The organism is Sphingobium sp. FW305-3-2-15-F-TSA7, assembly GCF_058787155.1.
This window is the reverse complement of the sequence record NZ_JBYSZM010000013.1, coordinates 1-15826: the sequence shown is the minus strand read 5'-3', so window position 1 is coordinate 15826 and position 15826 is coordinate 1. Positions and strand designations below refer to the sequence as shown.

Here is a 15826-nt window from a genome sequence, read left to right as displayed (position 1 = left end):
AGGATCGTCGATGCGCGCGTTTGCCCTGCTGATTCCGCTGCTCGCGATAGCGGCCGTTGCGGGGGCCAAGAAGGCGCCTGAACCGACGCAGCCGACGCGTCCGACACTGTCGGCGACACCCGTCGCGGTGATGATCGCCGGCTTCGATGCCGATGGCGATGCACGCGTGACGCGTGCGGAGTTCGATGCTGGCGTCGTGCGGTCGTTCAAGGCCGGCGATCGCAATGGCGATGGGCTGATCTCGCTGCTCGAGCTCGGGCCATGGTCGGAGATGTGGCTGGGCAATGCCTATGCGCTGCCGGGGCAATTCGATCTCGACAGCGATGGCGACGACAAGGTGTCGCCGGAGGAATTCCGCGCCGAATTCGGTCGCCGCTTCGACGCGCTGGACAAGGACAGGGACGGGGTGCTGGTGCGATCGGAACTGATCGTGCTGACGATGCCGCGCCTGGATCCGCGCGAGGAGCGTCGCGGGCAAAAGCCTGCCACGACGCAACCGCCCCGCAAATAAGGTCAGCCTGGCCCCAGCACCACCATGTTGACCGGGGTTCGCAGCCGGAAACCGAGTTTTTCGTAAAGCGCGATGGCGGTCACGTTGCTGGCATAGGTGTGGAGGAACGGAATTTCCCCACGCGCCAGGATCCGCTGGGCGACCACGCGCATCAATGCGCCGGCATGGCCCTGGCCGCGATGGTCCGGATGCGTGCAGACGCCGCTCACTTCGGTGAAGCCGTCGATCTTCATCCGCTCGCCCGCCATGGCGATCAATTGTCCGTCACGCCGGACGCCGATGAAATCGCCCAACCGGTGGGTCAGGGTGGTGAAGGGGCCTGGCCTGGTCAACTGGGCAAGCGCCAGCATCTCGGGCGCGTCGGCCTCGTCGAGCGGCAGGAAGTCGATCGACTGCGATGACGGCACGATATGTTCGGCGACCATCTGATGCAGCAAGGCGGTGCGCAGCACGGCCGCATCGTCCGGCGTCGGCAGATCGCCTGCGCCGACCAGCCAGAGTTCCCCGTCGGCCGGAATCAGCGCGGTCAGCGCGTCGAGGCTGTCGGACGAGGCATTGGCGGGCGCGCCGAATGGGCCGTAGCGCGGATCGAGGCGAAGTGCGCAGGCATCGCCCTGCGCAAAGGGCGACCAGCCGGTGGTGAGTGCCGACCAGACGGGGCGGTCGAGCGGATGGGAGTCGGGAATGTCGTTCATTAGTTGACAATGGCAACTATTTTGCGCCAGTCAACCCCATGACCGAAACACAGCAAGACACGATCCGGACGCTGAGGGCGTTCAACCGTTTCCACACGCGGATCTTCGGTGTGCTGGACGCATCCTATATGGGCAGCGGCCTGTCGCTGGTCGAAGCGCGCGTGCTGTATGAAGTCGCACGGCAGGAACCGGCGCTGGCCTCTGGCGTTCGCGCGGAACTGGGTATCGATCCGGGCTATCTCAGCCGGATCGTCGCGCGCTTCGAAGCGCGCGGGCTGATCGTGCGGGGGCGCGGCAGCGATGCCCGGCAGCGCCCGATCATGTTGACCGAGCCGGGCCGGGCATTGCTCGAATCGATCGATGCGGACGTCCACCGCCAGGTCGCGGGGAGTATCGCCCATCTGGACGCGGCGGAACGTGCCGCACTGACCGAGGCATTGCGGACGGTTACCGAACTTCTGGGCAGCCGTGGAAATAAGACGGGCTGAGAGCCATTCCGTTTGGGACAGAGCGCGGTTAAGGACGCCGGACCATGACGGACCGTTTCTCTTTCACCATCGCCGCCACTGACGGCAAGGCGCGCACCGGCGCGATCCGCATGCAGCGCGGCGAGATCCGCACGCCGGCCTTCATGCCCGTGGGCACCGCCGCCACCGTCAAGGCGATGAAACCCGCCGATGTGCGTGCCGCGGGCGCCGACATCATCCTGGGCAATACCTATCATCTGATGCTGCGCCCCGGTGCCGAGCGCGTGGCGCGGCTGGGCGGGCTCCACGCCTTCATGGGCTGGGACCGGCCGATCCTGACCGACAGCGGCGGCTATCAGGTGATGAGCCTGTCCGATCTGACCAAGGTGACCGAGGAAGGGGTGAGCTTCAAAAGCCATCTCGACGGATCGCGGCATATGCTGAGTCCCGAACGCTCGATGGAGATCCAGCGATTGCTCGGCTCCGACATCGTCATGGCGTTCGACCAGCTCGTGCCGACCACCTCGACGCCCGAACAGCAATTGGCGGCGATGGAGCGATCGATGCGCTGGGCTGCGCGCTCGCGCGCGGGCTTCGACGCGGGCGGCGCGCATGCCGAGGGTGCGGCGCTGTTCGGCATCCAGCAGGGCGCACTCGATCAAAGGCTGCGCAAGTCATCTGCCGATGCGCTGATCGATATCGGCTTCGACGGCTATGCCGTTGGCGGGCTCGCAGTGGGCGAGGGGCAGGCGGCGATGTTCGGCTGCCTCGATTTCGCGCCGGGACAATTGCCCGTCGACAAGCCGCGCTATCTGATGGGTGTCGGCAAACCCGACGATATTGTCGGCGCGGTCGAGCGCGGCATCGACATGTTCGATTGCGTGCTGCCGACGCGCAGCGGACGGACCGGGCAGGCTTTTACCTGGGACGGCCCGATCAACATCCGCAACGCGAAATTCGCGGAGGATCTGACGCCGCTCGACCCCGAGTCGCCGACCGCCGGATGGTCGAAGGCCTATCTCCACCATCTCGTCCGCTCCGGCGAGATATTGGGCGCCATGCTGATGACCGAGCATAATCTCTGGTTCTACCAGCGGCTGATGGCGGGCCTGCGCACGGCGATCGCCGAAGGGCGGCTGAAGGCGTTCGCGGATGGTTTCCGGGCGCGCTATGGCGCGCGCGGGGCTGTGCAGGACGATTAGAAGGCAACTTGATCATCATTCCAGCGAAAGCCGGAATCTCGCTTCTTCTTTCAATCCTTGGTCCAGATAAGTGAGCTTCCGGCTTTCGCCGGAATGACGGATTTTGACGGGATCAATCCCGAGCCAGCGACTTCCCCATCCGGATCAGCGGGACCGGGACGCCATCGATCGGTGGGCTCTGGGTATGTTCGATCGCCGTATAGCCGCAGGCACTGTAGAGCCGCTCTCCTGCAAGCGTGGCCATCAGTTCGACCCGTGAAAAGCCATGTGCGGCGGCGGCGCGTTCGCACAGATCCAGCACCAGCCTGCCGACACCGCGGCGGACGAAATCGGGATGGGTGTACATGGCGCGGATTCTCGCTGCGTCGGCGGCGGGATCGAGGAGCGCCGCATCGCGGCCCGGCGAATGGTCGCCGCCATAGAGCGTGGTGCGCCGGCTCCAGCCACCGCAGCCGGCGATGCGGCCCTCGGCTTCGATGATCACATAGCTGCCATCATCGATCAGCTGGGTGTCGAGGCCCATCACCGCATGGCTGGCGCGGACCTGATCGGGATCGAGCACGTCGGTCTGAAGCTGCTCGATCGCGGCGGTCATCAGCGCGCGCAATGCCGGAATATCCTCGGTACGCGCCCAACGATGCGCCAGAGGCATGGGATTAATCGCCCAGTTTGACGCTCAGGAAGCTGGGCATCGGGCCGTTCCAGCCATCATCGGGCTCGTCATCGCGCACGGGCGGGCGCGAAGTGCGAGGCGGCTTGTTCTCGACACGGGGTGGCTTGCTCTCGGCGCGGGGCGCTTCCCCTTCTTCGCGGCGTGGGCGTTCGGCCTTTGCTTCGGTCCGGTCGGCCGCTTTTTCCCGGCGGGGCCTTTCGGGCTTCGCCCGCTCGCGCTTCGGCTCTTCGCGCTTCGGTTCCGCACGGCTCTCGCTTGCCCTGGCAGGCTTGCCGAAGCGCTCGATCTTCAGGCCGGTCAGCTTCTCGATATTCTCGATCGCTTCGGCATCCGCAGCGGTTGCCAGCGTATAGGCGATGCCCGTCGCGCCGGCGCGGCCGGTGCGGCCGATGCGGTGGATATAGTCGTCGGGATGCCAAGGCGCGTCATAGTTGAAGACGTGGCTGACACCCTTGATGTCGAGGCCGCGCGCCGCGACGTCCGACGCGACCAGGATATTGATCGTGCCCGCCTTGAACCGGTCGAGCTCGGCGATCCGGTCGCGCTGCTCCATGTCGCCATGAATCTCGCCGGCAGCGAAGCCGTCGCGCTTCAGGCTGGTGGCGAGTTCGCGCACCGTGGTCTTGCGGTTGCAGAAGATGATCGCCGTGCTGACTTCCTCTTCGCGGAGCAGATCACGCAACGTCTCACGTTTCTTGCGCGAATCGGTCTCGACCAGGAATTGCTTGATCGAGGTGTTCGCGGTGGCGGGCCGCGAGACCTCTACCGATTTGGGGCTGCTGAGGAACTTGTCCGCCAGCTTCTTGATCGGCGGCGGCATCGTCGCCGAGAAAAGCAGGGTCTGCCGGTTCTTGGGCAGCTTGGTGCAGATCTCTTCGATATCGGGGATGAACCCCATGTCGAGCATGCGATCAGCTTCATCGATGACGAGCAGGTCGCAGCCGGTGAGCAGGATCTTGCCGCGCCCGAACAGGTCCATGAGCCGTCCCGGCGTCGCGATCAGCACGTCGACGCCCTTCTCCAGGGCCTTTTGCTGGTCGCCCATCGAGACGCCACCGATCAGCAGCGCCATCGAGAGCTTGTGATATTTGCCGTATTTGTCGAAGTTTTCGGCGACCTGGGCCGCGAGTTCGCGGGTCGGCTCGAGAATCAGCGACCGCGGCATGCGTGCGCGGCTGCGCCCTTCACCGAGGATGTCGATCATCGGCAAGACGAAAGCGGCGGTCTTGCCGGTCCCGGTTTGGGCAATGCCGATCAGGTCCTTGCCCATCAGCACCGAAGGGATCGCCTGCTTCTGGATCGGCGTGGGCTGATCATAGCCCGCTTCGGTCACGGCACGGAGGAGTTCGTCGGACAAGCCGAGATCGGCAAAGCTCATTTTCGTTCCGGAAGGTTCGGGGTAGCGAAAAAAGCGCCGCCCAGCGCCGGTGCGGGTGGCGGAAACATGCGTGATTGTCAAGTTTTCAGCGGTCGGGAACCAGGGCCTTGAAGCTGTTTATCTCACATTGCCCGCCGGAACGTGCGTGGATCGTATCCCGATCGGCGCAGATGCGCCCGTCGCGGGTCGGTTTGATGTAGAATCCCGAATAGAAATCGAGCGCCGGACAATTGCGATCGAGCCGCGCGCGCAGGCGGGTTCCGCCGCGCAGGATCAGGTCGACGCTGTCGTTGGCGGTGACTGCGGCGCCGGCCAGTGCATTGAGCGATACGCAACGCGGCGCCTTCTTTTCCTTCCACTTCGCGGGTTTTGCGGGGGGCGCGGACGGACGGGTCGGCACGCGGATGATCACGCGTTCGCGGATCGTGATCTGCGCGTAGCGTTCGGGCACGGCGACGGCTGCGCCGGATTGCGCAACAGTCCCGCTTCCCGCGAGCAACATTGCCGCGAGCGACAAGATGGTCATTCAATCGCACTCATTTTCGCTGTCGCCCTTGCACCATCCCGGTTGAACGCGCCATGAATTCTCGCGCACCAGCAAGGGCCGAACCAATGACGCATCCAATTCCTGGCCTCGCCGCATTGCGCGATCTGCTCGGTCCCAAGGGGTTCACCAACGATCGTGACGCGATCGCGCCCTGGCTGAACGACTGGCGCGGCCGTTTCCATGGCGAAGCGCCGGCATTGCTCAGCCCGGCCGATACGGCGGAAGTGGCCGCGATCTTGCGTATCGCGGACGCGCATCGGATCCCGCTGGTCCCCCAAGGCGGCAATACGAGCATGGTCGGCGGGGCGACACCGCCCGAGGATGGGTCCGCCGTGATCCTGTCGATGCGGCGGATGAACCGGATCCGCAGCCTGTCGGCCGAGGAGGGCGTCGCCGTGGCGGAAGCAGGGGTGATCCTCGCCACGCTGCACGATGCCGCGAACGATATCGCCATGCGCTTTCCTCTGACTCTGGGCGGCAAGGGGTCGGCAACGGTCGGCGGGCTGGTCTCGACCAATGCCGGTGGCACCCAGGTGCTGCGCTTCGGCACGATGCGGGCCCTGACTCTGGGGATCGAGGCGGTGTTGCCCGACGGCACTGTGTTCGCCGGGCTCAATCCGCTCAAGAAGGACAATCGCGGCTATGATTTGCGGCATCTGCTGATCGGCGCCGAAGGGACGCTCGGGATCGTCACGGCGGCAAGCCTGAAGCTCGTGCCGGCGATCATCGATCGCGCGGTCGGCTGGATCGGCGTCGACAGCCCGCATCAGGCACTGGCGCTGCTGCGGCATCTGGAAGCGCGAGCCGCCGACGCGCTGGAGGGATTCGAGATCGTAAGGGCCGATTCGCTGGCGCTGGTGCTGAAACATATTCCCGGCACGCGCGCACCATTGGCCGGCGAGCATCCCTGGCACGTGCTGATCGAACTCGTCCGCTCCGATTCGCGCGAGGAGCCTCCTGCCGCGCTGCTCGAACGCCTGCTTGCCGATGCGCTGGAGGCTGGATTGTTTCGCGATGCGACGATCGCGGCGAGCGAAGCGCAGGCGGATGCGTTCTGGAAGCTGCGCGATTCGCTGTCGGAGGCGGAACGGGCACATGGGCCGGCGGTGCAGCACGATATTTCGGTGCCGGTGGCGGGAATGCCCGATTTCATGATCGATGGGGCTTTGGCGGTCGAGGCACGTTTTCCCGGCGTCCACGCCACCGCCTTCGGCCATCTCGGCGACGGCAACGTCCACTTCCATGTCCGCGCGCCGGCGGGGGCGCCGGCGGGCTGGGCAATGGGGGCGGGCAAGCCGATCAGCGCCTATGTGCACGATCTTGTCGTCGCGGCCGGCGGATCGATCTCCGCCGAGCATGGTATCGGCCAGATGAAGCGCGACGAGAATGCGCGATTGGCCGATCCCGCGCGATTGACTGCGCTCCGCGCGATCAAGGCCGCGCTCGATCCACGCAACCTCATGAACCCCGGGAAGCTCGTGCCGCTTGCAACCGACGCGGCTGCACCATAAACGGCCACGGTTATTTCGTCCGCGGGGGACGCGGTCATCCATTCAATCGCAAAAATGTTTCAGGAGAATATCGAATGGCCAGCGTGCCGACTGCAAATGCGCTTCCGGTTCTGTACCAGGATCTCGTGCCGCTTTCCTCCAACGAGCACAAGGATTGGAAGGCGCGCCAGGTCGATGCGGCTCCCTGGCTCAACGGCCAGCATGCCTTTCCGGTGACCGTCGACGAATTTCCGATGGCGCAGCGCTATTTCCCGATCGTCTTCACGGCGGGTGAGAACCCGGTGCCGCTGGCGTTGATGGGCCTCAACGAAGGCGTCAATATGCATGTTGACGCCGAGGGCAAGCTGACCAACCGGGTCTATGTGCCCGCCTATATCCGTCGCTATCCTTTCCTGCTCGCCCGGCTCCGCCCCGAAAGCGACGAGCTTTCGCTGTGCTTCGATCCTTCGGCGGGCGTGATCGGTGAATTCGAAGAGGGGCAGCCGTTGTTCGAAGACGGCCAGCCGACCGAGGTCGTCAAGAACATCCTCGGTTTCACCGAGCAATGGGAACAGAGCTGGCAGAAGACCGGCGCCTTCGTGAAGGAGCTCGAGACCCACAAGCTGCTGATCGACGGTGAGGTCGCCATTCAGCCGCAGGGTGCCGAGCAGCCCTATATCTATCGCGGCTTCCAGATGGTCGACGAGAACAAGCTGCGCGAGCTGCGCGGCGACGTGCTGCGCAAGATGAATGCGAGCGGCCTGCTGCCGCTGATCTATGCGCATCTCTATTCGCTCGGCCTGATGAGCGAGCTGTTCCAGCAGCAGATGGAGGCGGACAAGGTTCCGCCCCAGGTCGCGGCCTGACCATGCACGGGCAGGCCGAGGTCCCGGCGGCGCGATCGACCTATTCGCGCGTCGCCATATGGCTCCACTGGAGCATCGGCCTGCTCGTCATATCCAATATCGCGATCGTGCTCCTGCACGAAAGCTTCGAGGGTCTGGGCCGGACCATGATGGGCTGGCACAAGGCGATCGGCATTCTCGTGCTGGCGCTCAGCCTCGTCCGGGTCGCGTGGCGGCTGACGCATCGACCGCCGCCGCTTCCCGCAATGCGCATGTGGGAAAAGGGGCTGACCAACCTCGTCCATTTCGCTTTCTATCTGCTGATCATCGCCATTCCGCTGAGCGGCTGGCTCTGGATGTCGGCCGCTGAAACCCCTCGTCCGATCTCGTTCTTCGGCCTGTTCGTGGTGCCGATGCTGCCCGTGGAGCAGAGCAAGTCCCTTGCCGAGTCGTTCGGAGAAGCCCACGAAATCATGGGGCTAGCGACGATTGCGCTGATTCTGCTGCATGTCGCGGGTGCCCTGAAGCATCATTTCCTTAGTGGAACGAACCTGCTTGGGCGCATGATTCCGGGACTTCGCACCCGCTGAACGACGATTTAGAGCATTTCGTCGATATCAATGACTTGAAAGCAAATCCCGGGCAGCCTATCTTGCTGTTGGTGAGGTGCCGTGTCCCCCCTTTCGCGGCGCAACACTCGCACACCTTCGGGTGTGCTCCTCCCTGAACCTTGGCCACCTCGTGCCTAATAGCACGAGGTGGTTTTTTTATTCGGCGGCGATGGCGGCGGTTGAGCCGAGTGCTTCGTCGGCGAGCGCGCGTGCCGTTTCGAGCACCAATGCGCGGCAATCCGCCAGCCCGACGCCCGGACCATCGAGCGCCCGATCGAGATAGAGGCTGCGGTCGATCTCGAGCTGGATTGCGTGGACGCCACGCATGGGGGCTCCATGGACGGCAAGGATATGTCCGCCGGCATAGGGGCTGTTCTGCACGCAGAGATGGCCCGCGGCGCGGGCAACCTCGTCCAGCGTGGCGGCGAAGCGTGCTGCGGCGCTGCGGCCGAACAGGTCACCAACCACGATCCGTGGCCGATCGTCGCTTCCGGGCAATGGCGGCATCGAGTGGACGTCGAGCAGCACCGCGATACCGAAGCGTTGCCGCGCCGCGCCGATCAGCGCGGCCAGCCGCGCATGATAGGGGGCGTGATCCTCCGCGATGCGTCGATCGAGATCGGCGCGCGACAGGCGATGGCGCAGGATTTCGCCATGGCCGCGCAGGCGGCGCGGGATCAGGCCCAGCCCGCCGCTGACCTTGGCGGAGCGCACCACCGCGTGACGGGGGGCGGGGGGATCGATCATGTCGGGATCGATTTCGCGGATGTCGCGATTGAGATCGATCCAGGCGCGCGCGCGCGTTGCGACGAGCGCGGTGAAGCCGGCCGCGACCGCATCGTCGATCAGCAGGTCGGCATGGCGATCTTCCAGCGGCCGGAGTGCCGTCGAACACAGCCTGCTCATCGCCAGCAGCGCATCCGGATAATCGCGCCCGGCGTGCGGCACGGAAAGGATCACCGGCGATGCCGGCACCTCGGAGCCATGCTGGATAAAGGGCCTGATCGGCGGGTTCATCGTGGAAAGGCTAGTCGGCGGTCCGGCGACGCGCAATGCGGCATTCCAAGCAAAAGCTGGAAAATCTTAAGGGGTATGGGCATAAGAGAGGTATGCGGAAACGGCGATGGTCGCTGTGGGGCCGTGGGGAGTGCGATGATCCGGATCTTGCTGGCTGAGGACGACGACGTGATGCGTCAGTATCTGACGCGCGCGCTGGAGAAGTCCGGCTATGCGGTGACTGCGGTCGATCGCGGCACTGCGGCGGTGCCTTTGCTCGAATCGGACAGTTTCGATCTGCTGCTGACCGATATCGTCATGCCCGAGATGGACGGGATCGAACTCGCCCAGCGCGCCAGCGTGCTGGCGCCCGAGATGCGCGTGATGTTCATCACCGGCTTTGCCGCGGTCACGCTCAAGGCGGGCAAGACGGTTCCCCAGGCCAAGGTGCTTTCCAAGCCCTTTCACCTGCGCGATCTCGTGATGGAGATCGACCGTATGTTCGATGTCGGGAGCGCCGCGGGCCTGACCTGAGGCTCGTGTGTCGATTTTGTCTTTCCCGGGGTTGCGCGGGTGGCGCTCGCTCGCTAGAGACGCGCCTCCGAACACCGAAACGGTGTCGGCGTGTGGGCGTGTAGCTCAGTGGTAGAGCACTGTGTTGACATCGCAGGGGTCGCAAGTTCAATCCTTGCCACGCCCACCATTTTCCCTTCCTTACCCCAAAAATGTCACGGCCTGAGCCACCAGCGCAGGCCATAGGCGACGGCGCCGAGCGCGGCGACGCTTCCCGACCAGATCAGCGCCATCCAGCCCAGCCGCTGCCACAAGGGGGCGGAGGGCTCATCCATCAATGATAGCCCTCATGGCCGACCTTGCCGCGGAACACCCAATAGGAAAAACCGGTATAGGCGAGGATGATCGGCACCATGATCCCGGCGCCGATCAGCATGAAGACCTGGCTCTTCTCCGGAGCGGCGGCGTCCCAGATCGTGATCGAATCGGGCACGACATAGGGGAACATGCTGATTCCAAGACCGGTGAAGCAGAGCAGGAAGATGAAGAGCGTCAGCAGGAAAGGCGCGGTTTCGTGGCGCAGCTTGAGCGCGCGGAAGAACAGGGCGCTGGCGACCGCCACCAGCAGCGGGACCTGCGCACTGAAAAGCACGTTCGGCATCTCGAACCAACGCTGCCAATAGGTGCCCTCGAGAAAGGGCGTGGCCAGGCTGACCGCAACGATCGCGGCGAGCGTCGCCGGGCCGAGCCGCCAGGCCAGGCGCCAGGCATGCGCCTGAAGCCCGCCTTCGGTGCGCCAGATCAGCCAGGTCGCGCCGAGCAGCGCATAGGCGATGACGGTGCCTGCGCCGGTCAGCAGCGTGAAAGGCGTCAGCCAGTCGAGCCATCCGCCGGCATAGTGGCGATCGGCGACTTCGATTCCCTGGAGGATCGCGCCGAGCGTGATGCCCTGCGCGAACGCCGCCATGAAGGATCCGCCCGTAAAGGCGAAATCCCACAGCGCGCGGTGCCGTGGATCGCGCCAGCGGAATTCGAAGGCGACGCCGCGAAAGACGAGCGCGAGCAGCATCGCGATGATCGGCGGATAAAGTGCTGGCAGCACGATCGCATAGGCGAGGGGAAAGGCGGCCATCAGTCCGCCGCCGCCGAGCACCAGCCAGGTCTCGTTGCCGTCCCAGACCGGCGCGATCGAATTCATTGCGGTGTCGCGTTCCTGTCCCACGCCGAAGACGGGAAAGAGGATGCCGATGCCGAGATCGAAGCCGTCCATCACGACATAGGCGAAAACCGCGAAGGCGATGATGAACGCCCAGATGACGGTGAGGTCGGGGTTTATCATAGCCGGTCTCCCGTCAGTCGGAGCTGTGCGCCAATCCCATCCTCCCCCGTCATTCCAGCGAAAGCTGGAATCCATACGGTGCTTGAAACGGTGGTGAAGCCGGGGAGATCGCATGGATTCCAGCCTTCGCTGGAATGACGCGGGTGAAGAATGTCGCGCCTCATTGTCCGCCCTCCGTGACCGGTCCTGGTGTAATCCCTGCCGTACGGATCGGTGCGCGATCGGGCTCGCTTTCGCCGCTGTGCGGCGGCTTGTGCATCAGCTTCAATATGTACCAGGTGCCGAAGCCGAAGACCGCGAAATAGACGATGACGAAGGCGAGCAGGGATGCGCCGACCGCGGGTGCGGCGAGCGGACTGACCGAGTCTGCGGTGCGCAGCAGGCCATAGACGGTGAAGGGCTGGCGGCCGACCTCGGTGGTGACCCAGCCCGCGATCACCGCGACGAAGCCCGACGGCCCCATCACCAGCGCGAAACGATGAAGAAGGCGCCAGTCGTAAAGCTTACGCGCCGCGCGCGCGGCCAGGCTCCACAGACCGAGTCCGAGCATCAGGAAGCCGATCCCGACCATGATGCGGAACGACCAGAAGACGATCGCGACCGGCGGTTCGTCGGCATCGGGAATCGTATCGAGCCCCGCGAGCGGCGCATCCAGGTCGTGCTTGAGGATCAGCGACGACAATTTGGGGATCTCGACGGCATAATCGACACGGCCGGCCTTCTGATCGGGCAGGCCGAACAGGATGAGCGGTGCGCCATCGGGGTGACTCTGGAAATGCCCCTCCATCGCCATGACCTTGGCCGGCTGATGCTCCAGCGTGTTGAGGCCGTGCATGTCGCCCGCGAAGATCTGCACGGGCGCGACGAGCGCCGCCATCCACATCGCCATCGAGAACATCTTGCGTGCGTGCATGTTCTGACGGTCGCGCAGCAAATGCCATGCGCCGACCGCGCCGACGACGAGGGCAGTGGTGAGATAGGCGGCGATGACGGTGTGGACCAGGCGATAGGGGAAGCTGGGATTGAAGATGATCGTCCACCAGCTTTCGCCCGGCAGGAACTGGCCATTGGCGCCGACGACATGGCCGACGGGCGTCTGCATCCATGAATTGGCCGACAGGATCCAGAATGCCGAGATGAATGTGCCGATCGCGACCAGCACAGTCGCCGCGAAATGCAGCCGCTTTCCGACCTTCTGCATGCCGAACAGCATGACGCCGAGGAAACCGGCCTCCAGGAAGAAAGCGGTCAGCACCTCATAGGCCATCAGCGGCCCGATCACCGGTCCGGTCCTGTCCGAGAAGACCGACCAGTTGGTGCCGAACTGATAGGACATGACGATGCCGGAGACGACGCCCATCGCGAAGGCGATGGCGAAGATCTTGAGCCAATATTTGAAGAGGTCGAGATAGAGCGGCTTGCCGGTCTTCAGCCAGAGCCCCTCGAGCACCGCCAGATAGCTGGCGAGGCCGATCGAAAAGGCCGGGAAGATGAAATGGAAGCTGACGGTGAAAGCGAACTGGATACGGGCGAGAAGCAGCGCATCGGCATTGTCGAACATTGGACCTGCCCCCGGGAGGACGGCCCCTGATCGCAGGTCAGGGGTCGGAAGAGATGCGGCCTCTTCACCCGATGCTCATGCGCCTGCGGGGTTGGAAACTCAACTATGTGCAGGGCAACTCCGGACAGGTGGGACAAAATGCCCTGCATCGCCGCAGCGCCGGTGGGGCGGAGGCGAGCAGGGGATTGTAAGCAAATCTCAATCGATTCATGGTGAAAGCACGGTAAAGGATTTCCGCATATACCGTGGCCGGGGGGCGTCGATGGACCAGATTCTCAAATCGCCCATCACGGGCCATGCACGAACGGCAAAGACGGTGCAGACGCCGGTTCTGCTTGCTCTCGCCACGCTCCCGGTCATGCTGGCAATCGCGACGTGGGATCCCGCGCAGACCGGTCGGGCGATGCAGAATGTGACGGCCTATCTCCACTTGCCGGTGCTTGCCGTCGAATTCATCGTGGTCCTGGTTGCGCGGCATTTCGGCTTCAATCCGTTCCTGTCCGTCTGGCGCTGGCCGATCTGGGCACGTGCCATGTTGCTCGCCCTCATCGGGATCGCGACCGGCAGTGGCCTGTTCCTCGCGCCGATGCCCGTTGCCGCGTTCATTCCGACGCTGTGCATGTTGCTCCACCTGCTTTTCGGCCTCGCGCTTTTCGATCTTGCGACGCGTTGGGATATCGCGCCCGAACAGCATCGTCGTTTCTGGCTGTGGGTGGCCGGCGCCTCGACCGGCTATGTCTTGATCCTGGCTCTGCTGGTGTCGTCGATTCCCGATCCCGACAGCTTCGATTGGGGACACCTTGGTCTTGCCGTCGTGAACGTGCGGCAGATCGGCTTCTATTGCATCGTCGGCGCCTGTGCGGCGCTGGGATATGCGGCGATCGCGCAAAACCGCCTGTCTTATTGGGGAGGGGTCGCGATGGCGTCCGTCATGATCGGCGCCGATATCTGGTCGGGAACCCGGGGGGCATTGGTCGCGATCCTGGGCGCATTCATGCTCGGCGCGGCAATGCTGCCGGCGCTCAGGTCAGTGCGTAGTATTGTGGCGCTCCTGATCAGCGGCGGGCTGGGAACCGGCCTGTCCTTTGTCCATCATGCACCCCATCCTTTTTACGGCCTAGCGAGAATTCTCGGAACGGCAGTCGCATCCTCGGCGGATGAGGCGGGAAGCGGACGGGTGACGATGTGGCTGGCCACCTTGCGGGAAATCGCGGTGAGCCCGGTCTTCGGTCATGGTGCCGGCCAATTCAGGATCATCGTACCCGAAGCTGCCGGGGTCATGAACAGTCCGCACAATGCCATTCTCCAGATCGCCTTCCAATGGGGGATAGTCGGCGCAATCTGCTTCTTCGGGCTGTTCTGCGCCCCATGGTTGCGGTTCATGCGCCGGGCATGGGGCGGGCCGGATGTGCTTGTCCCGGCCTTTCTGGTCGCGACCGCGCTGCTGATCTTCTCTCTCTACGATGTCGTGGCCTATTATCCCTATCCGATCGTCATGATCGCGACGGGTATCGTTCTGGTCCTCACGCTGAAGCGTCAGGCGCCGATCACGGAATCAAGCGCCTGAGGCGAGAGTCCGGACCATTTCCAATATCTCGGTCGCCCGGTGGCGATGGCAGATCAGCAGGTCCGGAAGCCAGGGGTCTTCACAATTATAGACGAGCGTGCTGCCGTCGACGCGAGAGACGTGCAAGCCTGCGGCCAGGGCAACCGCGGCAGGCGCGCAATTGTCCCATTCATATTGGCCGCCGGTGTGGAGATAGATGTCCGCCTCACCGCGCAGCACCGCCATCGCCTTGGCGCCAGCGGATCCCATCGGCACCAGCGTCGCGCCGAGCCGTTCGGCGACAGCCAGGGCCTCGGCGGCGGGGCGCGTCCGGCTGACCAGCATGCGCAGCGGCGCGGCTTCGGCGATGAGTGCGGGCGGGCGATCGGATGCGAGCGTCAGACCGAGCGCGGGCAGGGCGACCGCGCCGGCGACCGGATGGCCATCGACGGCAAGCGCGACATGCACCGCCCAATCGTCACGCCCTTCCGAATATTCGCGGGTGCCGTCGAGCGGATCGATCACCCATGTCCGCGAATAGCCGCAGCGTGCGGGATTGTCCTTTTCCTCTTCCGACAGGATGGCGTCCAGCGGCCGCTCGGTCCGCAGCCGATCGAGGATCAGCCGGTTCGCTGCCCGATCGCCGTCATCACCCAATGCCTTGCCGCCAGCATGGCCGTCACGAAGGTCGAGCAGGAGCTTGCCGGCCTGTTCGGCCAGGCTGTGGGCCAGTTCGGCGTCAGTCATGGGTCACAGTTCCGGGCTCCATACGCCCACGATACGCTCGACGATCAGTTCCGCGGCGGCCTCGGGCGACATAAGCGTGGTATCGATGCGGACCTCGGGCATCTCCGGCGCTTCATAGGGCGAATCGATGCCCGTGAAGTTCTTGAGCTGGCCGGCGCGCGCCTTTTTGTAGAGCCCTTTGACGTCGCGCGCTTCGGCTTCGGCAAGCGGGGTGTCGACGAAGATCTCGATGAATTCGCCGGCCGGGAGCATCGATCGCACCATTTCGCGTTCGGCGCGGAAGGGCGAGATGAAGGCGGTGAGCACGATCAGCCCGGCATCGGTCATCAGCTTGGCGACTTCGCCGACGCGGCGGATATTCTCGACCCGATCGGCATCGGTGAAGCCGAGATCCCGGTTCAGGCCATGGCGGACATTGTCGCCATCGAGCAGGAAGCTGTGCTTGCCCAGCGCGTGCAGCTTCTTCTCGACGAGATTGGCGATGGTCGATTTACCCGAACCAGAAAGCCCGGTGAACCAGAGCAGGCGCGCCTGTTGACCTTTCTGGCTGGCATGCGCCTCACGCGTGACGTCGATCGCCTGCCAATGGATATTCTCGCCGCGCCGGAGGGCGAAGTGGATCATGCCAGCGGCGACGGTGGCATTGGTCATCTTGTCGATGAGGATGAAGCCGCCGAGATCGCGGCTGTGCGCATAGGGCTCGAA

At 64.4% G+C, this 15826-nt stretch carries 18 protein-coding genes and 1 tRNA gene; 9 read left to right on the top strand and 10 right to left on the bottom strand.

The features are described from left to right. The first annotated feature begins 10 nt into the window (after positions 1-10). Complete coding sequence (locus AC3WN8_RS12135) at positions 11-511, top strand: EF-hand domain-containing protein (protein WP_492669685.1); 501 nt, start codon at positions 11-13, stop codon at positions 509-511. 2 nt (positions 512-513) lie between these two features. Here AC3WN8_RS12135 and AC3WN8_RS12130 read toward each other — a convergent pair whose 3' ends face one another. Then, positions 514-1206 carry a GNAT family N-acetyltransferase gene (locus AC3WN8_RS12130; RefSeq protein ID WP_492669684.1) on the bottom strand — a complete coding sequence of 231 codons (693 nt, stop codon included), beginning with the start codon at positions 1204-1206 and terminating at the stop codon, positions 514-516. A 38-nt stretch (positions 1207-1244) separates the two neighbouring features. Here AC3WN8_RS12130 and AC3WN8_RS12125 point away from each other — a divergent pair, with 38 nt between their 5' ends. Both AC3WN8_RS12125 and tgt read left to right on the top strand, forming a co-directional pair. Continuing rightward, positions 1245-1694, top strand: a complete 450-nt coding sequence (locus tag AC3WN8_RS12125; RefSeq protein WP_492669683.1) for a MarR family winged helix-turn-helix transcriptional regulator — start codon at positions 1245-1247, stop codon at positions 1692-1694. A gap of 44 nt (positions 1695-1738) precedes the next feature. Next, entirely contained in the window at positions 1739-2875 is a 1137-nt protein-coding gene (tgt, locus tag AC3WN8_RS12120) for a tRNA guanosine(34) transglycosylase Tgt (protein WP_492669682.1), read from the top strand. Between the two features lie 112 nt (positions 2876-2987). Here tgt and AC3WN8_RS12115 read toward each other — a convergent pair whose 3' ends face one another. The 3 genes from AC3WN8_RS12115 to AC3WN8_RS12105 form a co-directional block, all read right to left on the bottom strand. Continuing rightward, positions 2988-3527 carry a GNAT family N-acetyltransferase gene (locus AC3WN8_RS12115; RefSeq protein ID WP_492669681.1) on the bottom strand — a complete coding sequence of 180 codons (540 nt, stop codon included), beginning with the start codon at positions 3525-3527 and terminating at the stop codon, positions 2988-2990. Positions 3528-3531: 4 nt separating this feature from the next. Beyond that, positions 3532-4926 (bottom strand): DEAD/DEAH box helicase, encoded by a 1395-nt coding sequence (locus tag AC3WN8_RS12110; protein ID WP_492669680.1) that lies wholly within the window; start codon positions 4924-4926, stop codon positions 3532-3534. A gap of 85 nt (positions 4927-5011) precedes the next feature. Continuing rightward, entirely contained in the window at positions 5012-5452 is a 441-nt protein-coding gene (locus AC3WN8_RS12105; RefSeq protein ID WP_492669679.1) for a hypothetical protein, read from the bottom strand. Between the two features lie 86 nt (positions 5453-5538). On the opposite strand from AC3WN8_RS12105, the gene AC3WN8_RS12100 reads away from it, so the two are divergent. From AC3WN8_RS12100 to AC3WN8_RS12090, 3 genes are all read left to right on the top strand, one after another. Further along, positions 5539-6984 carry an FAD-binding oxidoreductase gene (locus AC3WN8_RS12100; protein WP_492669678.1) on the top strand — a complete coding sequence of 482 codons (1446 nt, stop codon included), beginning with the start codon at positions 5539-5541 and terminating at the stop codon, positions 6982-6984. 74 nt (positions 6985-7058) lie between these two features. Then, positions 7059-7829: a SapC family protein gene (locus tag AC3WN8_RS12095; protein WP_492669677.1), complete on the top strand. Its 771-nt coding sequence runs from the start codon at positions 7059-7061 to the stop codon at positions 7827-7829. Positions 7830-7831: 2 nt separating this feature from the next. Next, entirely contained in the window at positions 7832-8398 is a 567-nt protein-coding gene (locus AC3WN8_RS12090; protein WP_492669676.1) for a cytochrome b, read from the top strand. Between the two features lie 177 nt (positions 8399-8575). Here AC3WN8_RS12090 and AC3WN8_RS12085 read toward each other — a convergent pair whose 3' ends face one another. Further along, positions 8576-9436, bottom strand: coding sequence for an N-formylglutamate amidohydrolase (locus AC3WN8_RS12085; protein ID WP_492669675.1), 861 nt, complete (start codon positions 9434-9436; stop codon positions 8576-8578). A gap of 135 nt (positions 9437-9571) precedes the next feature. On the opposite strand from AC3WN8_RS12085, the gene cpdR reads away from it, so the two are divergent. Continuing rightward, a complete protein-coding gene (gene cpdR / locus AC3WN8_RS12080) occupies positions 9572-9949 on the top strand; it encodes a cell cycle two-component system response regulator CpdR (RefSeq protein ID WP_492669674.1) in 378 nt (125 codons plus the stop codon). A 94-nt stretch (positions 9950-10043) separates the two neighbouring features. Continuing rightward, positions 10044-10118, top strand: a tRNA-Val gene (locus AC3WN8_RS12075). A 25-nt stretch (positions 10119-10143) separates the two neighbouring features. Here AC3WN8_RS12075 and AC3WN8_RS12070 read toward each other — a convergent pair. The 3 genes from AC3WN8_RS12070 to AC3WN8_RS12060 all read right to left on the bottom strand — a co-directional run bounded on the left by AC3WN8_RS12070 (position 10144) and on the right by AC3WN8_RS12060 (position 12828). Further along, positions 10144-10263, bottom strand: a complete 120-nt coding sequence (locus tag AC3WN8_RS12070) for a DUF2474 domain-containing protein (RefSeq protein WP_492669673.1) — start codon at positions 10261-10263, stop codon at positions 10144-10146. Further along, complete coding sequence (cydB, locus tag AC3WN8_RS12065; protein WP_492669672.1) at positions 10263-11267, bottom strand: cytochrome d ubiquinol oxidase subunit II; 1005 nt, start codon at positions 11265-11267, stop codon at positions 10263-10265. Before cydB ends, AC3WN8_RS12070 begins: the two co-directional genes overlap by 1 nt. A 160-nt stretch (positions 11268-11427) precedes the next feature. After that, positions 11428-12828, bottom strand: coding sequence for a cytochrome ubiquinol oxidase subunit I (locus tag AC3WN8_RS12060; protein ID WP_492669671.1), 1401 nt, complete (start codon positions 12826-12828; stop codon positions 11428-11430). A 262-nt stretch (positions 12829-13090) separates the two neighbouring features. On the opposite strand from AC3WN8_RS12060, the gene AC3WN8_RS12055 reads away from it, so the two are divergent. Beyond that, the gene (locus AC3WN8_RS12055) at positions 13091-14395 is read left to right on the top strand and encodes an O-antigen ligase family protein (protein WP_492669670.1); all 1305 of its coding nucleotides are present in this window, start codon (positions 13091-13093) and stop codon (positions 14393-14395) included. On the opposite strand, the gene AC3WN8_RS12050 is transcribed toward AC3WN8_RS12055, so the two are convergent. After that, entirely contained in the window at positions 14384-15121 is a 738-nt protein-coding gene (locus AC3WN8_RS12050) for a 3'(2'),5'-bisphosphate nucleotidase CysQ (RefSeq protein ID WP_492669669.1), read from the bottom strand. The genes AC3WN8_RS12055 and AC3WN8_RS12050 overlap by 12 nt on opposite strands. 3 nt (positions 15122-15124) lie before the next feature. Beyond that, a partial coding sequence (gene cysC, locus AC3WN8_RS12045; protein WP_492669668.1) for an adenylyl-sulfate kinase occupies positions 15125-15826 on the bottom strand: 702 nt, incomplete at its 5' end.

Coding starts and splice junctions, on each gene's coding strand:
- AC3WN8_RS12090 (WP_492669676.1), top strand. CDS start 7,832: ATGCACGGGCAGGCCGAGGTCCCGGCGGCGCGATCGACCTATTCGCGC.
- AC3WN8_RS12130 (WP_492669684.1), bottom strand. CDS start 1,206: ATGAACGACATTCCCGACTCCCATCCGCTCGACCGCCCCGTCTGGTCG.
- AC3WN8_RS12105 (WP_492669679.1), bottom strand. CDS start 5,452: ATGACCATCTTGTCGCTCGCGGCAATGTTGCTCGCGGGAAGCGGGACT.
- AC3WN8_RS12110 (WP_492669680.1), bottom strand. CDS start 4,926: ATGAGCTTTGCCGATCTCGGCTTGTCCGACGAACTCCTCCGTGCCGTG.
- AC3WN8_RS12050 (WP_492669669.1), bottom strand. CDS start 15,121: ATGACTGACGCCGAACTGGCCCACAGCCTGGCCGAACAGGCCGGCAAG.
- AC3WN8_RS12055 (WP_492669670.1), top strand. CDS start 13,091: ATGGACCAGATTCTCAAATCGCCCATCACGGGCCATGCACGAACGGCA.
- cpdR (WP_492669674.1), top strand. CDS start 9,572: ATGATCCGGATCTTGCTGGCTGAGGACGACGACGTGATGCGTCAGTAT.
- AC3WN8_RS12135 (WP_492669685.1), top strand. CDS start 11: ATGCGCGCGTTTGCCCTGCTGATTCCGCTGCTCGCGATAGCGGCCGTT.
- AC3WN8_RS12060 (WP_492669671.1), bottom strand. CDS start 12,828: ATGTTCGACAATGCCGATGCGCTGCTTCTCGCCCGTATCCAGTTCGCT.
- AC3WN8_RS12070 (WP_492669673.1), bottom strand. CDS start 10,263: ATGGATGAGCCCTCCGCCCCCTTGTGGCAGCGGCTGGGCTGGATGGCG.
- AC3WN8_RS12095 (WP_492669677.1), top strand. CDS start 7,059: ATGGCCAGCGTGCCGACTGCAAATGCGCTTCCGGTTCTGTACCAGGAT.
- AC3WN8_RS12100 (WP_492669678.1), top strand. CDS start 5,539: ATGACGCATCCAATTCCTGGCCTCGCCGCATTGCGCGATCTGCTCGGT.
- cydB (WP_492669672.1), bottom strand. CDS start 11,267: ATGATAAACCCCGACCTCACCGTCATCTGGGCGTTCATCATCGCCTTC.
- tgt (WP_492669682.1), top strand. CDS start 1,739: ATGACGGACCGTTTCTCTTTCACCATCGCCGCCACTGACGGCAAGGCG.
- AC3WN8_RS12085 (WP_492669675.1), bottom strand. CDS start 9,436: ATGAACCCGCCGATCAGGCCCTTTATCCAGCATGGCTCCGAGGTGCCG.
- AC3WN8_RS12125 (WP_492669683.1), top strand. CDS start 1,245: ATGACCGAAACACAGCAAGACACGATCCGGACGCTGAGGGCGTTCAAC.
- AC3WN8_RS12115 (WP_492669681.1), bottom strand. CDS start 3,527: ATGCCTCTGGCGCATCGTTGGGCGCGTACCGAGGATATTCCGGCATTG.